Origin of the sequence: Bacillus sp. SW14 (genome assembly GCF_047608225.1) — a bacterium.
In the GTDB taxonomy this organism is placed as follows: domain Bacteria; phylum Bacillota; class Bacilli; order Bacillales; family Bacillaceae; genus Bacillus; species Bacillus subtilis_G.
Window position 1 is genome coordinate 3,470,501 of the sequence record NZ_JBLKRW010000001.1, and the last position, 15,635, is coordinate 3,486,135.

A 15,635-nucleotide genomic window follows, 5' to 3' on the forward strand; every position below is an offset into this window, starting at 1 on the left:
TCTTTTCTCAAGTAAGCACCAACGCGCAGGACTGACAACGAATGCGAGGGTTTGTCGACACGCTGAGCCTCTCCGTTCATGGAGAGGCTTTCTCGTTACAAGGACGGCAGCTTCATTTCTTTCTCAAACATCAAATCATCAATGCTTTTAAATGTGTAGCCTTGTTTTTTCAGGTCTGTGATCGCATCATCCAGTGCTTCGGCATTGTCCTTCGATACGGTGTGAAGCAGGTAAATGGCTCCTGGGTGCGCCTGCTTGATCATATGCTCGTAGGCATATTTCTTCCCCTTTTGGTTTTTGATTTTCCAATCAACAAAAGCGACCGACCAGAAAATGGTTTGATAGCCGAGGCGTTTCGTTTCTTTCAGCACGTATTCACTAAACACGCCGCGCGGCGGACGCAGATACAGGTTGTCCTGCTTTCCCGTAATTTTATAGACCTCTTCGTTGACTGAATCGAGTTCGTCCTGAATCTGGTCCGCTGTTTTTTTCGTCAGATCCGGATGGTGAAACGAATGGTTGCCGATAATATGCCCTTCATCTGACATGCGCTTAATCAGCTCAGGCTGGTCCTTTACGAAATGCCCTGTGACAAAAAAGGTTCCTGTTACGCGGTGTTTTTTTAAGACATCAAGCACTTTGGGCGTATAGCCATTTTCATAGCCGTTATCAAACGTTAAGTAAATCGTTTTTTCCTTTGTATTGCCTAAATAAAAGGCGTCATATTTTTCAATTAAACGGTTCAGCTGCTCCCCGGCATCAGGCGGCTGATGATTGACACTTCGTTTAAAGCCCCAGTTAATCGGGTCATTCGGCACCGCTCTCGCCTGTACTGCTCCCCCGGCAAGCAAGACGGCAGCACAGCATATTGAACACATCCACTTCATGGCCAGCGCTCCTTCTGCATTTTTTTATATTTTACAGAAAGGCGCTTCGTTTTATACTGACGCTTTATGTCAAAATAAAAAACCGCAGCGTGCGCGCGGTTTTATTCCCAGTCTTTTTTAAAGCGTTCGTATTTCGCTTCCAGATCATCAAGCATGCTGATGAGTCTGTCTATATCTTCAACGTCAGTTGCTTCAGGATCTAATGAATCAACGACGTTCATAAACATGTCGAGTCTGTTCTTTAAATAATCAAGCTGCTGATCCTTATTGTTTACGGCGTTTCCCATTCTGTTCCTCCATTCATTTTTTATTATGGTAGCTCATTTTTTGCCGTTTTTCAATCGCTGCGCTACTTGCGATCTTGACAAATCAGGTCTAAAATTAACTGTTGGCAGCATTAGTATGCCCCATTTATAAAGGAGTTAGATAGTCATGACACAAAACACGAAGCTGCATCCGATCACACCCGAGTTTGATCCTTGGGAAGCCTATATGGATGTTGAACAGTATGGAGACATGCTGCTGACAAACGTTGAATTCACAACAACGACACTGTGCAATATGAGATGCGAGCATTGCGCTGTAGGCTATACATTGCAGCCTAAAGACCCGAATGCTCTGCCAATAGACCTTCTGTTAAAACGGCTGGAGGAAATTCCGCGTCTGAGATCCATCAGCATTACAGGCGGAGAGCCGATGCTTTCATTAAAATCAGTAAAGGAATATGTCGTTCCGTTATTAAAATACGCCCATGAGCGGGGCGTGCGGACGCAGATCAATTCTAACCTGACCCTTGATATTGATCGATACGAATGGATTATTCCGTATCTTGATGTCCTGCATATTTCGCATAACTGGGGTACAGTTGAAGATTTTGCAGAGATCGGCTTTGCCATGATGGACAGAAAACCGACTTTCGAACAGCGCGCGCGTTATTTTGAAAAAATGATCGAAAACAGCCGCACGCTCGTGGATGCCGGGGTGATGGTTTCTGCGGAAACGATGCTGAACAAACGGACACTTCCGCATATTGAGCATATTCACCGCCAAATCACAGAAGATATGAAATGTCAGCGTCACGAAGTCCATCCGATGTACCCGAGCGATTTCGCAAGCGCTCTTGAATCTCTCAGCCTGAAAGAGATGAGACAGTCCATTCACCGTTTGCTGGACATTCGTGATGAAAATACATGGATGCTGTTCGGGACACTGCCGTTTTATGCCTGCAGTTCGGACGAAGAGGATCAAAAGCTGCTTCACCGGCTTCGCGCGGCGAAAAACGTCACGGTGAGAAACGACCCTGACGGCCGTTCCCGCCTGAATGTGAACATTTTCGACGGAAACATTATCGTAACAGATTTCGGCGATACACCGCCGCTTGGCAATATCCAGACGGACAGCCTCCCTTCCGCCTATGAAAAATGGAGAGAGACCAAGCTTGCCAAAGAGCTGAATTGCCACTGCCCGAATGTCCGATGCCTCGGGCCGAATGTTCTCGTCAAAAACAGTTATTATCAGGATGCAGATTTCACAAAACGTCAAGCCAGGAGTTAGATGCGAATGGAAGAAACACTTACAGAGATTTTCCAGAATAAAATCGTCGATATTCTTCTCGTTGCTGTCATTCTGTGGATCGGTGTTTTTATCATCAACCGGCTGGTCCAGCTATTTTTTAAACGGACGGACTTCATTGAAGAAAGAAAAGAAAAAACAATTGAAAGCCTTATCCGTTCTGTCACCCAGTACACAGCGACAATCGCTTTTATCTTTTATGTTATGTCTTTATTTGTGCATGATTTCGGCAAAATTTTAGCCGGGGCGGGTGTAGCAGGTATCGTCATCGGTTTTGGCGCCCAATCACTGATTAAGGATGTGCTGGCAGGTGTGTTTTTGATTTATGAACGCCAGCTGCACAAAGGCGATTATGTCACCGTCAACAATTTGTTTAACGGAACTGTTGAGGAAATCGGCCTTCGCTCGCTGCAAATCCGGGAATGGAGCGGGAAGCTGCTCACCATCAGCAACGGCGAAGTCAGGCAGATAGAGAACTATAATATTGATTTTATGCGGATTACCGAATCCTTTGTCATCAGCTTTAAGGAAGATCCGGACCGCGTGTACAGTGTATTAGAAGAGGCATGCGACACGCTGAATGAAGAGCTTCGGGATTCATTGAAGCTGAATGAATTCGGCAATCCGGCAGAACCCTTTCAAATACACGGGATCACCGCATTGAATCATATCAATCGCGGCGTCGAATTTACGGTAAAAGGCATGGTCAAAGATGACGATTATTTCAGCGCCAGCCTTGCAGCCAGACGGATTCTCGTTCGCCAGCTGTACCAAAACAATGTGCAAATGCTTGAAGAAGCGGTCAGAATCGAGAGAACACAATAAACAAAAAAACTGATTCCACCTGAATGGAATCAGTTTTTTATTTATCTCGGCTGCGAGGAAAGCTGAAAGCCAAATGTGACATGGTCTTGAACCGGAATCCAAGCACCGATACCCTGAGATGTGACATTTTTCACGACAAGTTTTCGTTTATTCCCTTTCAGCACTAAGTATACTTCTCCGTAAGTCACTTTTCCTTTTTCATTCACAGCCGGCGCATATGCGTTTAGATAACCAAGTTTCTTAGGAGCGACTTTATAAATTTGATCCCGCTTTGTACCCGCTCCGACGACCGTATCAAATGCCAGCGGAAGGTTCGTTTTCTTCATTGCTTTCAGCATCATCATGCTTTTGACATCTTCAGCATTTGGAACCTTAGCTGTCAGGCCGCCCTTCACTTTGTATTGCTGTTCCTGGGCATAGTGCATTTCAGCCGTTTCTTTTCCGCCGCGGTTATCCGCACGGTTTGTATTGATTTTTTTATATTCCCAATTTGCGACTGTTTCGTTTGATTCATAGCCGAGCGCCCATTTCCCGAGAAAGATTGTCGCCCGGTAGCCGACCGCAAGCGGTGTGCCGGATATGTTGGATTCATTCAGCATTTTGATGAGGTGCGGGTTTTCAATCTTCACATCAGAATGATCGAGCAATTCCTTTGCAAGCTTGCTCGGCTGAAGCATCGGCTGATCCTGTGAAGCATTCGGATACGTGTTTTCCTTCGAGATGCTTGCGACAGAGTCAGGAACCTTAAACTGCTTTTTCGCGTAGATGGGCTGAACGCCGAAAAAACTAAAGAATAACAGCACAATAAGTGTGGAATGAAATAGCTTTTTCATCATATCACTCTTTCTATGGCATTTTCCCTTAGTCTTTTCAACCCGCTTTGTTGTTATCCATCATTTTTTCAAGTTAAAGAAGGAAAAAGCCGATCGCCATAATGACATAGGCGGCAAGCAGTGTCGCTCCTTCAAACCAGTTGGAATCGCCGTCATTCGAAATCGCGATCATCAAGAGAACCGATGATACCATCGCAACGAGCTCTGGCAATGTAAACACAAGCGGCATACTTACCGGGAAAAAGATGGAACAAATCACAAGAATCGGCGCAACAAACATAGCAATCTGCAGCGTCGAACCAACTGCGATTTCAACCGCAACGTCCATTTTATTTTTATAGGCCATGATAATGGCTGATGCGTGCTCGGCGGCATTACCGACTATTGCCACGATGATGACCCCGATAAACAGCTCGCTCCAGCCGAACTGCTCAGCTACCGAGTGGAACGTGTGCACCAGGTTTTCGGATATGTATGCCACAGCAATCGTTGCCGCAAACAAGACAATTGTGGCAATTTTGCCCGACCATTCCGGCTCTTCCTCTTCCACGTGCTGGGCGGAATTGTTCTTCGGTTGATAAACACCGCGGTGTGTGACAAGTTTAAAGTAAAGAGCCGCCACATATAACAGCATCAAAATGATGCTGATGCCGATGCTTAAATTGAGCTTGCCCACGTTACCCATGCCAACGGAAAATACCTCCGGAATCACAAAAGCGACAATAATGGCAAAAATCAAAAGACCGGAGTTATGGCGCGCATCATGGATATTAAACTCCTGCCGCTTATATTTTAAACCGCCGACAAAAAACGATAGCCCCGCCACCAGCAGTAAATTCCCCAGCACTGAACCGGTTAAAGAGGCAAGCACGATGCCGGTCAGGCCCTCCTTTAGTGCAAATAAAGAGATGATTAACTCAACCGCGTTCCCAAAGGTGGCGTTCAACAAACCGCCGATCCGCGGGCCTGCGATGATGGACAATGATTCTGTCGCCCTTCCCATATAGCTTGCAAGCGCGATAATCGTTACGCAATACAAGGCAAAGAGAATGACAGAAGGCCAATGCATCAAACTGCCGATTACAGAAAGCGGAACACCCGCCGCCACTAAAATAAAAAAAATACGATTCATGGTGAATTGGCTCCTTTTATATGACTTGTTTTATTTTTATTCTTCACAAAAATCATCATGCTTACACGAGGTCGCATGTTCACATGTGATATAGGCTTTTTTCAGGTTGCCCGCTTTTGGAAAACATTGTACGATCAACATAGATTCCACATAAGGAGAACAGACAAAATGTCACGATTTCATTTCTTTATCCTTGTCTTGCTCGTTTCCATTTCCGGGTTTTCGCAAGGCATGCTGCTGCCTGTCATCTCGATCATCTTTGAAACAAATGGTGAATCGGCCGCTATCAACGGCCTGCACGCCACGGGACTGTACATCGGCGTGCTTTTGGCTTCTCCGTTTATGGAAGCGCCGCTTAGAAAGCTCGGATTTAAGCCGCTGATCGTCATTGGCGGAAGCATTGTCATTTTAAGCTTATTTGGATTTATATGGCTTCAGTCGGTTTGGATCTGGTTCCTGCTTCGCCTGTTTATCGGAATCGGCGACCACATGCTTCACTTTTCTACGCAAACGTGGGTGACTTCCATGTCATCAAAAGATAATCGCGGAAGAAACCTGTCTGTTTACGGACTTTCCTTCGGCCTTGGCTTTGCCGCGGGTCCGTTCATGGTTCCGCTTGTCAAGCTGAGCCCGGCGCTGCCTTTTATCGTGTCTGGCTGCTTCAGCCTGTTTGCGTGGCTTTTTGTTTTCTTTCTACAAAATGCATACCCGCAAACCAGTCCTCACGAAACCAAATCAGACAATAGTTTCAGGCGGTTTTATCAAGCGATCCTGTTTGGATGGGTTGCCTTTATGCCCACATTCGGTTACGGCTTTCTGGAGACGGCGCTAAACGGAAGCTTTCCTGTATACGCGCTCCGGCTAGGGATCTCTGTGGACGCAGTGGCGCTGATCCTGCCCGCATTTGCGATCGGAAGCATTATTTTTCAGTTTCCGCTCGGCATCCTCAGCGATAAATACGGGCGGCGGAATGTCCTGCTTGTGATTTTGCTGACAGGGGCGCTTTGCTTTTTGATCGCCGGCGTATTCCCTTTGCCTTACGTGATCGGATGCTGCTTTTTTATGGCGGGAATGGCAGTCGGCTCAACCTTTACACTTGGCATCAGCTATATGACAGATCTTCTTCCGCCCCACTTGCTGCCGGCGGGGAACCTGCTTTGCGGCATTACATTCAGCCTCGGCAGCATCCTCGGCCCGATTGCCGGCGGCTGGTATATGCAGACATTTGATAGCGCAAACTTGTTTTATTTTATTACCCTCACGCTTAGCGGTGTTTGGCTTGCTCTTGTGCTGGGCAAACCGAAAAGCTGGTCGCCAGCCGAAACCTATTCTTCATCTTCTTAATCAAAAAGCCTCCTGACATGGTGTCAGGAGGCTTTGATGCTAATGATAGCCGTTTTGCCCGTTGGCGCTTCCGCTTGTTTTATGGCTCGGTTTGCTTTTCGAATTTTGTTTGTTATGGCTTCCGCCTTTTTGCTTGCTCATCACGTTGCCCCCCTATATCTTTTTGAACTGAAGTTCATTTATAGGGTGCGCTAAAGATAGGGATTTTCATCAGGAAGCTTTTTACGTTTATGTAAAAGAGCGTTGATTTCTCCCCCTAAGATAATTAAAATGCCGCTCAAGTAAAACCAAATCATCAGGACAATGATTCCCCCGATACTCCCATACGTGGCGCTGAAGTTCGCAAACGTGCTGACGTAAAATGAAAACAGGGTGCTGACAACGATCCAGCCAAAGGCCGCAAACACCGCACCCGGCATGACAAACCGGAGGGACAGTTTTTTGTTCGGCGCGATGAAATACAGTGCGGAAAAAACGATCAGCAGCACAAGCGGACTGACACCCCAGCGCACTGCTGCCCAAACGGATAAAAACAGATCCGACGCGCCGACGAAGTCTGAAGCGAGCACCCCGATCTGCCGGCCGAATACCGGCAGAAGCAAGGCCACTAAAATCGTAAATACCATGGCAATCGTCAAAAAAATTGAGGTTAGACGAACGATGATAAAAGAGCGGTTTTCATCCACTTCATACGCGTGGTTTAGCGATCGGACGATGGCGTTCATTCCATTAGACGCAGACCACAAAGCCGCGATAATCCCGAATGACAGCAAACCGCCATTTCGGTTGTTTAAGGTTTGTTGTGTAATGGATTCAACGAGGGACATCGCACTGGCGGGTGCATATTGTTTGACAACTCCCAGAACATCATCGGTAGAAATCGGAAGATACGCGGTGAGCGTCAGCATAAAAATCAAAAACGGAAACAATGACAAAAGAAAAAAATACGCCAGCTCCGCTGATTTGCTCGGCCCTTCATGAAGGGTGTATCTGCTGAAAAGCTCTTTCAAAAAATCCATGTCGCCTCACCTCGCATATTTGATCATTTTTTTGAAAAATGCTCTTTCGTTTCTTGCACAAGCTCCATCACTTGCGGCGTTGTTTTCTTCAGCTCTTTCACCTGCTGGTTGACAAACCCGACTTCATTTGACAAGGATTGGGCCAGCTTTTTGGCTTCATCCATTTTTGTGATGACCGTGTTTTTCAACAGCTCCGGATTGCTTTTGTACAGTGAAAGTTTATGCTTGCATGTCAGCCATCTCATGCCGCATGCCTGTCTTGTCGGCTTATGGAGCAGCGATAACGCCGCGCCTGCCGCAGCTCCGAGAAAAATACCTTTCAGCATTAAACGTTCGTTGTTCATGCAAATTCTCCTTTCACTCACAATTGTTTTTCTTTTTGAATGGATGCAAGCAGCTGCTCACAGCCCGACTTGATTAATTGGCAGACCTCTTCAAAATTTCCTGTGTAGTAAGGATCAGGAACATCGGCAAGATCTGAATCTTCAACATAGTCCAAGAGCCTTTTGATATGCGAGGTATTCTTAAAACCCGCCATGCTTCTGAGGCTCCCGATATTTTCTGCGTCCATCGCAATGATGTAATCAAAATCGGCCAGATCCTGTTCGCTGACTTGACGTGCAAGCATGCCCTCAAAGTTGATTCCTTCTCTCTGCAAGATCTCCTGTGTTCCTTCATGCGGCGGATTGCCGATGTGCCAGCCGCCGATACCTGCTGAGTCTGTCTTGATTTTCCCCTCTAATCCTTTTTTGGCTGCCAGGTCCCGAAAAATCGCTTCTGCCATCGGAGACCGGCAAATATTTCCTAAACAAACAAATAACACGCTTATCATGTTGTGCAACCTCCCTATTCTTTGCCCATATTTCTCTAAAAAAAAACCTTCATGAATATCTTAGTAGGATGTTCATTTTCTTTTCAACTGATGACTCCACTTTTTTGAAATCAAAAGTTTGCTCTTAGAAGAGGGTTTTTTTCTGATTGAATTCTGTTAGAATAAAACATACCGAATATCGCATAAAGAAAGGATGGAACTATTTGTCCAGCCCAAATACAGAAACATTGACTCAAATGATTGAAGAGATTTCCCAAAAACTGAACATGCTGAACGTCGGCGTGATCAAAGCGGAGGATTTCAGTGATGAAAAGATAGAAGACCTCACGTACCTTCACAGCATGGTGATGAAAAAAGAATCATTCAGCCCTAGTGAAATGCAGGCGATAGCTCAAGAACTCGCCTCGCTTCGTAAATAATTGAGACTGGCCGGAAACCCGGCGAGTCTTTTTTATCATTGGCGAACACAGCCGATCGGATGATTGCAGCACCGAGCGGTTAAAAAGAAGGTTATAAGGACTTGGGCCTGATCAAAGCCGGTGAAGAAATCAATATTAATGAAAATGTTCGAATAAGATTTGAAGGAGTACAAGCCATGAAAACGACATCTATCAAAACAGCCTCCGGAATGTATATCAACTACTTCTTTCTGGGAATGGTCAACATTATTCTCGCATCCAATATGTCCTCCTTAACAAAACAGTGGAATACCGACCCGACCGGCATTAGTTATGTCATTGCCGCTATCGGGTTCGGCAAGCTGCTGACCTACGGCATTTCCGGCGTGTTATCAGATAAAATCGGCAGAAAACCGCTTGTTGTCGCTTCCGCGGGAATCATGGCCGTCTTTTTAGTCGGTATTCCTTTATCACCGAGCTATGAACTGGCGTTTGTGTTCGCCTTATTAGCCGGAGTCGCAAATTCAGCGATGGATGCCGGAACATATCCGGCCCTGACCGAGCTCTTCCCGGCTGCTCCCGGCTCGGCAAATGTTCTGGTCAAAGCCTTTATGTCTCTGGGGGCCGCACTTTTGCCGCTTTTGATCACATTTTTAGCAAACCACCGCATGTCTTACGGATTTGCTTTTTATCTCCCGGCTGCCGTCTATGTACTGAATATCGTTTATTTATCAACGCTTTCGTTTCCTAAGAAACAGAAAAAACCAAATAATAGCGGCCAACAGGAAGCTCCCGCTTTCTTGTCTGAACCCGTTTTTCGGAAAGAAGGCACCGCCCTGATTATGATCGGTTTTACATCAACAGCTTTATTTACGGTTTCTCAAATCTGGCTTCCGAGCTACGCGCAAAAAGCAGCCGGTTTAGCTGAATCAGCTTCCGTGCAATTGCTGAGCTATTATAGTGTTGGATCTCTGGCATCCGTTTTATTATTAGCCCTTTTGCTGAACAGATGGGTAAAGCCAGTCATGATTACGCTCTTGTATCCGGTTATTACTTTATGTACGCTTGCGGTCATGCTGACGGTTCATGTGCCGGTTGTGCTGGACATCACCGCCTTTTTCTTAGGCTTTTCAACCGCGGGTGTGTTTCAAATCACCATTACATTAATGACAGAGCTTTTCTGGAAGCGAAAAGGAACCGTTACCGGAATTGTAGCGACCGCTTCAAGCCTCGCGTCGATTTTGCTGCCGATTGCCACAGGGCTTATCGCAAAAGCGGGAGGCATCGCCCATATCTTTATGTTCGACTTCTGTATTGCGGTTATCGGAACAGCTGCAGCCGCCTTCTTGTATTACAGATACAAGAAACTGACGGGCGCTTCGGCAGCTGCCAAGCTGTAATCAACAGAAAACGGACGCCCCGCAGGCGTCCGTTCAGATTGTTGACAAAATCCTAAAACAGTTTAGTTTTAGGATTTTGTCATCTTTTCAGCGTGGTTGAAAACCCTTGAAGTCTAGGAAAGGCGAGCATTGGAGCGGAGCGAATGTCCTAATTCGTGAGCACCAACGCACAGGCTTGACAACGAATGCAAGGGTTTGTCGACACGCTGAACGGACGCCCCGCAGGCGTCCGTTTTTCTTATTTCTCAAGCAATGCCAACGATTCACGATTAAATGCCGGAATATCATCCGGTGTACGGCTAGTGACCAATTGCCCTTGGCAAACAACCACTTCCTTGTCCACAACGTCGGCACCCGCGTTTTCCATGTCAACACGAATGGACGTATAGCCTGTCGCTTTTCGGCCATCGAGCGCTTTCGCGTTGATTAAGAGTTGCGGGCCGTGGCAAATGGCGAATACCGGTTTTTTGTCAGTCATAAACGCTTTTGTAAATTGGACGAAACGGTCATCAGCGCGAAGCTGGTCTGGTGAAAATCCTCCGGGAATTAAAAGCGCATCAAAGTCTGAAGGGTTTACATCATCAATGGATGCGTCCACTGTCACTTCTGCGTTCCCCTGCTTGCCTTTTACTGTTTTGCCTTTTTCATTTTCGATGACAGTCAGTTCATGTCCCGCTTCTTTAAAGGCTTTCGCAGGTTCAGTGTACTCGCTGTCCTCAAAATAATCTGTCAAAACAACTGCTATTTTTTTCCCCATTTTTCATAACCTCCCGATTAATCTGTCTACATAAAACACTCTTCCCCAGCCACACTAAAATAAACATTTTCGCAGACCTGACAAACAATAAGCATAAATACCCGGCATTTGTCGTTTGACGATATTACATAATACTCATTTTTCTCCCTTTTACAATAATCATAAAGAAATACCTACAAATGATTACAAAATATTCTTACAATAGTAGTTGTAACACAAATTTCGTTGAAAGGTGGAGAACTGGTGAGAATACAGAAAAGACGAACATACGTCGGTAACATTCTCCGTATTCTTTTGCCCCCTATTATGATACTTAGCCTAATCCTCCCAACACCACCCATTCATGCAGAAGAAAGCGCGGCTCCTCAGGTGCAACTGAGTATTTTGGCCACGACTGATATTCATGCCAACATGATGGATTACGATTACTACAGCGACAAAGAAACGACGGATTTCGGGCTGGCAAGAACGGCACAGCTGATCCAAAAGCACCACCAGCAAAACCCCAATACCCTGCTTGTGGATAACGGAGACTTGATTCAAGGGAATCCGCTTGGAGAATACGCGGTGAAGTATGAAAAAGACGACATTATTTCCGGCGCGAAAACCCACCCGATTATCAGTGTCATGAATGCGCTGAAATATGACGCCGGCACACTGGGCAATCATGAATTCAACTACGGGCTCGACTTTCTCGACGGCACGATTAGAGGAGCCGATTTCCCGATTGTAAATGCAAATGTCAAAACAACAAGCGGTGAAAACCGGTATACGCCGTATGTCATTACAGATAAAACCGTCACTGACGAAAACGGCCATGAGCAAAAAATAAAGGTCGGCTACATAGGCTTCGTTCCGCCGCAAATTATGACATGGGACAAAAAGCATCTCGAAGGTCAGGTGCAGGTGCAGGATATCGTAGAATCCGCCAATGAAACGATCCCGAAAATGAAGGCGGAAGGCGCTGATGTCATTATCGCCCTCGCCCACAGCGGCATTGAAAAGCAAGCCCAATCGCCAGGCGCGGAAAACGCTGTATTTGACCTAGCCACCAAAACAAAAGGCATTGACGGGATCATCTCTGGCCATCAGCATGGACTTTTCCCTTCCGCCGAGTATGCAGGCGCTGCCCAATTCGATGTTGAAAAAGGCACAATCAACGGCATTCCAGTCGTCATGCCAAGCAGCTGGGGCAAATACTTGGGCATGATTGACCTTAAACTCAAAAAGACGGACGGCTCATGGAAGGTAGCAGATTCGAAGGCCAGTGTTGAATCTATCGCAGGCACCGTCACATCCGGAAATGAAACCGTCACAAACACCATCAAGCAAACGCATCAAAACACACTGGAGTATGTTAGAAAACCAGTCGGCAACACAGAAGCCGATATTAACAGCTTCTTCGCTCAGGTCAAAGATGACCCTTCCATTCAGATCGTGACAGACGCGCAAAAATGGTATGCGGAAAAGGAAATGAAGGATACCGAGTACAAAGACCTCCCGATTTTGTCCGCTGGGGCGCCGTTTAAAGCAGGCGGCAGAAACGGAGCCAATTACTATACGAATATTCCGGTCGGAGATCTCGCCATTAAAAACGTCGGTGACTTGTATCTTTACGATAATACCGTTCAGATCGTCAAGCTGACTGGAAGCGAGGTCAAGGACTGGCTTGAGATGTCAGCAGGCCAATTCAATCAAATTGATCCGTCAAAAGGCGGCGATCAAGCCTTACTGAATGAGAATTTTCGCTCCTATAATTTTGACGTGATTGACGGCGTCACATATCAGGTCGATGTCACAAAACCGGCGAAATACGATGAGAACGGAAAAGTGATCAACGCGGGCTCGTCCCGGATCATCAACCTTTCCTATGAAGGCAAGCCCATCAGCACAAACCAGGAATTTCTCGTCGTCACCAATAATTATCGTGCGTCCGGAGGCGGCGGTTTCCCTCACCTGACAAGCGATAAAATCGTCCACGGCTCCGCGGTTGAAAACAGGCAGGTGCTGATGGATTACATTATTGAACAGAAAACAGTCAATCCAAAAGCGGACAACAATTGGTCAATCGCGGCTGTTTCCGGCACGAATTTGACGTTTGAGTCCTCACTTTTGGCCAAGCCATTTGCGGATAAAGCAGACGATGTCGCTTATGTAGGCGAATCTGCGAATGAAGGCTATGGTGTATACAAGCTGCAATTCGACGATGATTCAAATCCCGAGCCCCCTAAGGACGGACTGTGGGATCTGACTATCATGCACACCAATGATACGCATGCCCACCTCGATGACGCGGCGAGACGAATGACGAAAATCAACGAAGTGCGAAACGAAACAGACCGCAACATTCTCCTTGATGCGGGAGATGTGTTTTCCGGCGATCTGTATTTCACAAAATGGAACGGTTTAGCCGATTTGAAATTGATGAACATGATGGGCTATGACGCCATGACCTTTGGAAACCATGAATTTGATAAAGGCCCGACAGTGCTTTCTGATTTTCTCAGCGGAAACAGCGCAACAGTCGATCCGGCGAACCGCTATCACTTTGAAGCGCCTGAATTTCCGGTCGTCAGCGCAAACGTAGATGTGTCAAACGAACCTAAGCTGACTTCCTATGTCAAAAAGCCGCAAACCTTTACGGCAGGTGAAAAGAAAGAGCCCGGCATCCACCCTTACATTCTGTTAGATGTTGACGGTGAGAAAGTCGCTGTATTCGGACTGACAACGGAAGATACAGCCACTACGTCAAGCCCGGGCAAAAGCATCGTATTTCATGACGCGTTTGAAACAGCGCAAAACACTGTCAAAACGATTCAGGAAGAAGAAAAAGCAAATAAAATCATCGCTTTAACCCATATCGGGCATAACCGTGATCTTGAGCTGGCCAAAAAAGTAAAAGGCATTGACTTGATCATCGGCGGACACACCCACACCCTCGTAGACAAAATGGAAGTCGTGAACAATGAAGAGCCGACGATCGTGGCGCAGGCAAAAGAATACGGCGAATATTTGGGACGCGTCGATGTCGTGTTTGATGAAAACGGCGTTGTGCAAACAGACAAATCAAATCTGAGCGTGCTGCCAATTGATGAACATACAGAAGAAAACGCAGAGGCAAAAAAAGAGCTTGATCAGTTCAAACATGAATTAGAGGACATCAAAAAGGAAAAAGTCGGCTACACGGATGTAGCGCTTGACGGCCAGCGTGAGCATGTGCGCACGAAGGAAACGAACCTCGGAAACTTCATCGCGGACGGCATGCTGGCAAAAGCGAAAGAAGCAGCTGGCGCCAGAATAGCGATCACAAATGGCGGCGGCATCAGAGCCGGCATTGACAAAGGCGATATCACACTCGGCGAGGTGCTGAACGTCATGCCGTTCGGCAACACGCTTTACGTGGCCGACTTAACCGGAAAACAAATTAAAGAAGCCCTTGAACAAGGATTGAGCAATGTGGAAAACGGAGGCGGCGCCTTCCCTCAGGTGGCCGGAATCCAATATACGTTTACATTAAACAAGGAACCCGGACACCGAGTTCTTGACGTCAAACTCGAATCACCTAACGGAGACATGGTTCATCTCGATTCCGATCAGACCTACCGCGTGGCAACGAATAACTTTGTCGGCGCCGGAGGAGACGGATACTCTGTCTTTACGAAAGCATCCCATGGTGAGGACCTTGGTTACGTAGATTATGAGATTTTCACTGAACAGCTGAAAAAACTAGGAAACAAGGTATCTCCTAAAATCGAAGGACGAATCAAAGAAGTATTCCTGCCGACAAAACAGAAGGATGGCAGCTGGACACTCGATGAAGACAAATTTTCGATTTATGCCAAAAATGCCAACACGCCGTTTGTCTATTATGAAACATCAGAAGGATCTCACGAGAAGCCTATCAATCTTAAAGTAAAAGAAGATCAGGTCAAACTTTTGAAAGAAAGAGAGTCAGATCCTTCATTGACGGTATTCAACTATTGGTACAGCATGAAGCTGCCAATGGCGAACCTCAAAACCGCAGACACTGCAATCGGCATCAAGTCAACGGGAGAGTTGGATGTTTCACTTGCAGATGTATATGACTTTACAGTGAAACAAAAAGGAAAAGAAATAAAATCATTCAAGGAACCTGTTCAGCTTTCGCTTCGCATGTTTGATATTGAAGAAGCCCATAACCCTGCTATTTACCACGTTGACCGGAAAAAGAAAACTTTCACAAAGACTGAAAAGGGTTCAGTCGACGATGATATCGTGACAGGATATACAACCCATTTCAGCGAATACACGATCTTAAATTCCGGTGCGAACAACAAACCGCCGGCATTCCCGTCCGATCAGCCGACAGGCGGTGATGACGGCAGCAATGGAGGAGGCTCTGACAAACCAGGCGGAAAACAGCCGACTGACGGAAACGGAGGACATGATACACCTCCCGGCACTGACCCGACAAACGGGTCAGGAGGAAACGGATCAGGTACGGATGGCCCGGCTGGCGGCCTGCTTCCGGACACAGCCACATCCATGTACTCGATCCTCTTGGCCGGATTTCTGATCAGCGCGCTCGGAACGGCATTGTACTTGCATCAGAGGAGAAAACAAAATAAAGCGAATCAAGCATAAAAAAGAGCTGCTC

14 protein-coding genes are annotated in these 15,635 nt (G+C 46.5%); 6 read left to right on the forward strand and 8 right to left on the reverse strand.

All coding sequences use genetic code 11. From position 1 onward, the window contains the following. Nucleotides 1-95: 95 nt before the first annotated feature. Nucleotides 96-887 (reverse strand): delta-lactam-biosynthetic de-N-acetylase, encoded by a 792-nt coding sequence (gene pdaA / locus ACMX2I_RS17725; RefSeq protein ID WP_414957736.1) that lies wholly within the window; start codon nt 885-887, stop codon nt 96-98. A 101-nt stretch (nt 888-988) separates the two neighbouring features. Next, entirely contained in the window at nt 989-1,174 is a 186-nt protein-coding gene (locus ACMX2I_RS17730) for an SE1561 family protein (protein ID WP_087992562.1), read from the reverse strand. A 145-nt stretch (nt 1,175-1,319) separates the two neighbouring features. Here ACMX2I_RS17730 and yfkAB point away from each other — a divergent pair, with 145 nt between their 5' ends. Together yfkAB and mscC are read left to right on the forward strand one after the other, a co-directional pair. Continuing rightward, a complete protein-coding gene (gene yfkAB / locus ACMX2I_RS17735) occupies nt 1,320-2,441 on the forward strand; it encodes a radical SAM/CxCxxxxC motif protein YfkAB (protein ID WP_414957738.1) in 1,122 nt (373 codons plus the stop codon). Continuing rightward, a complete protein-coding gene (gene mscC / locus ACMX2I_RS17740) occupies nt 2,442-3,284 on the forward strand; it encodes a mechanosensitive ion channel protein MscC (protein ID WP_414957740.1) in 843 nt (280 codons plus the stop codon). A 41-nt stretch (nt 3,285-3,325) separates the two neighbouring features. Here mscC and ACMX2I_RS17745 read toward each other — a convergent pair whose 3' ends face one another. Next, a complete protein-coding gene (locus ACMX2I_RS17745; RefSeq protein ID WP_414957741.1) occupies nt 3,326-4,120 on the reverse strand; it encodes a YfkD family protein in 795 nt (264 codons plus the stop codon). 70 nt (nt 4,121-4,190) lie between these two features. Continuing rightward, nucleotides 4,191-5,249, reverse strand: coding sequence for a calcium/proton exchanger (gene cax / locus ACMX2I_RS17750; RefSeq protein WP_414957743.1), 1,059 nt, complete (start codon nt 5,247-5,249; stop codon nt 4,191-4,193). A 168-nt stretch (nt 5,250-5,417) separates the two neighbouring features. Between cax and ACMX2I_RS17755 the strand changes: the two genes are divergently transcribed. Then, nucleotides 5,418-6,593: an MFS transporter gene (locus ACMX2I_RS17755; RefSeq protein ID WP_414957745.1), complete on the forward strand. Its 1,176-nt coding sequence runs from the start codon at nt 5,418-5,420 to the stop codon at nt 6,591-6,593. Nucleotides 6,594-6,784: 191 nt separating this feature from the next. Here the strand turns inward: ACMX2I_RS17755 and ACMX2I_RS17760 are convergent, their stop codons facing one another. The 3 genes from ACMX2I_RS17760 to yfkJ are packed head-to-tail and all read right to left on the reverse strand — an operon-like array spanning nt 6,785 to nt 8,444. Then, nucleotides 6,785-7,612, reverse strand: coding sequence for a YihY family inner membrane protein (locus ACMX2I_RS17760; protein WP_289346690.1), 828 nt, complete (start codon nt 7,610-7,612; stop codon nt 6,785-6,787). A 23-nt stretch (nt 7,613-7,635) separates the two neighbouring features. Further along, nucleotides 7,636-7,956, reverse strand: a complete 321-nt coding sequence (locus ACMX2I_RS17765; RefSeq protein WP_010330291.1) for a hypothetical protein — start codon at nt 7,954-7,956, stop codon at nt 7,636-7,638. A 17-nt stretch (nt 7,957-7,973) separates the two neighbouring features. Further along, nucleotides 7,974-8,444, reverse strand: coding sequence for a protein-tyrosine-phosphatase (yfkJ, locus tag ACMX2I_RS17770; protein WP_087992554.1), 471 nt, complete (start codon nt 8,442-8,444; stop codon nt 7,974-7,976). 203 nt (nt 8,445-8,647) lie between these two features. Between yfkJ and ACMX2I_RS17775 the strand changes: the two genes are divergently transcribed. Both ACMX2I_RS17775 and ACMX2I_RS17780 read left to right on the forward strand, forming a co-directional pair. Beyond that, a complete protein-coding gene (locus ACMX2I_RS17775; RefSeq protein WP_010330293.1) occupies nt 8,648-8,863 on the forward strand; it encodes a DUF1128 domain-containing protein in 216 nt (71 codons plus the stop codon). A gap of 176 nt (nt 8,864-9,039) precedes the next feature. Beyond that, nucleotides 9,040-10,242, forward strand: a complete 1,203-nt coding sequence (locus ACMX2I_RS17780; RefSeq protein ID WP_414957748.1) for an MFS transporter — start codon at nt 9,040-9,042, stop codon at nt 10,240-10,242. 238 nt (nt 10,243-10,480) lie between these two features. Here the strand turns inward: ACMX2I_RS17780 and yfkM are convergent, their stop codons facing one another. Beyond that, a complete protein-coding gene (gene yfkM / locus ACMX2I_RS17785; RefSeq protein ID WP_087992552.1) occupies nt 10,481-10,999 on the reverse strand; it encodes a general stress protein 18 in 519 nt (172 codons plus the stop codon). 243 nt (nt 11,000-11,242) lie between these two features. Here yfkM and ACMX2I_RS17790 point away from each other — a divergent pair, with 243 nt between their 5' ends. Beyond that, on the forward strand, nt 11,243-15,622 hold the full coding sequence (locus ACMX2I_RS17790; protein ID WP_414957750.1) for a multifunctional 2',3'-cyclic-nucleotide 2'-phosphodiesterase/3'-nucleotidase/5'-nucleotidase: 4,380 nt from the start codon (nt 11,243-11,245) through the stop codon (nt 15,620-15,622). Nucleotides 15,623-15,635: the final 13 nt, after the last annotated feature.

What these genes read in the sequence shown, in the direction of transcription:
- pdaA (WP_414957736.1), bottom strand. Translation starts at nt 887, where the DNA reads ATGAAGTGGATGTGTTCAATATGCTGTGCTGCCGTCTTGCTTGCCGGG.
- cax (WP_414957743.1), bottom strand. Translation starts at nt 5,249, where the DNA reads ATGAATCGTATTTTTTTTATTTTAGTGGCGGCGGGTGTTCCGCTTTCT.
- yfkAB (WP_414957738.1), top strand. Translation starts at nt 1,320, where the DNA reads ATGACACAAAACACGAAGCTGCATCCGATCACACCCGAGTTTGATCCT.
- ACMX2I_RS17755 (WP_414957745.1), top strand. Translation starts at nt 5,418, where the DNA reads ATGTCACGATTTCATTTCTTTATCCTTGTCTTGCTCGTTTCCATTTCC.
- ACMX2I_RS17730 (WP_087992562.1), bottom strand. Translation starts at nt 1,174, where the DNA reads ATGGGAAACGCCGTAAACAATAAGGATCAGCAGCTTGATTATTTAAAG.
- ACMX2I_RS17780 (WP_414957748.1), top strand. Translation starts at nt 9,040, where the DNA reads ATGAAAACGACATCTATCAAAACAGCCTCCGGAATGTATATCAACTAC.
- ACMX2I_RS17760 (WP_289346690.1), bottom strand. Translation starts at nt 7,612, where the DNA reads ATGGATTTTTTGAAAGAGCTTTTCAGCAGATACACCCTTCATGAAGGG.
- yfkJ (WP_087992554.1), bottom strand. Translation starts at nt 8,444, where the DNA reads ATGATAAGCGTGTTATTTGTTTGTTTAGGAAATATTTGCCGGTCTCCG.
- yfkM (WP_087992552.1), bottom strand. Translation starts at nt 10,999, where the DNA reads ATGGGGAAAAAAATAGCAGTTGTTTTGACAGATTATTTTGAGGACAGC.
- mscC (WP_414957740.1), top strand. Translation starts at nt 2,442, where the DNA reads ATGCGAATGGAAGAAACACTTACAGAGATTTTCCAGAATAAAATCGTC.
- ACMX2I_RS17765 (WP_010330291.1), bottom strand. Translation starts at nt 7,956, where the DNA reads ATGAACAACGAACGTTTAATGCTGAAAGGTATTTTTCTCGGAGCTGCG.
- ACMX2I_RS17745 (WP_414957741.1), bottom strand. Translation starts at nt 4,120, where the DNA reads ATGATGAAAAAGCTATTTCATTCCACACTTATTGTGCTGTTATTCTTT.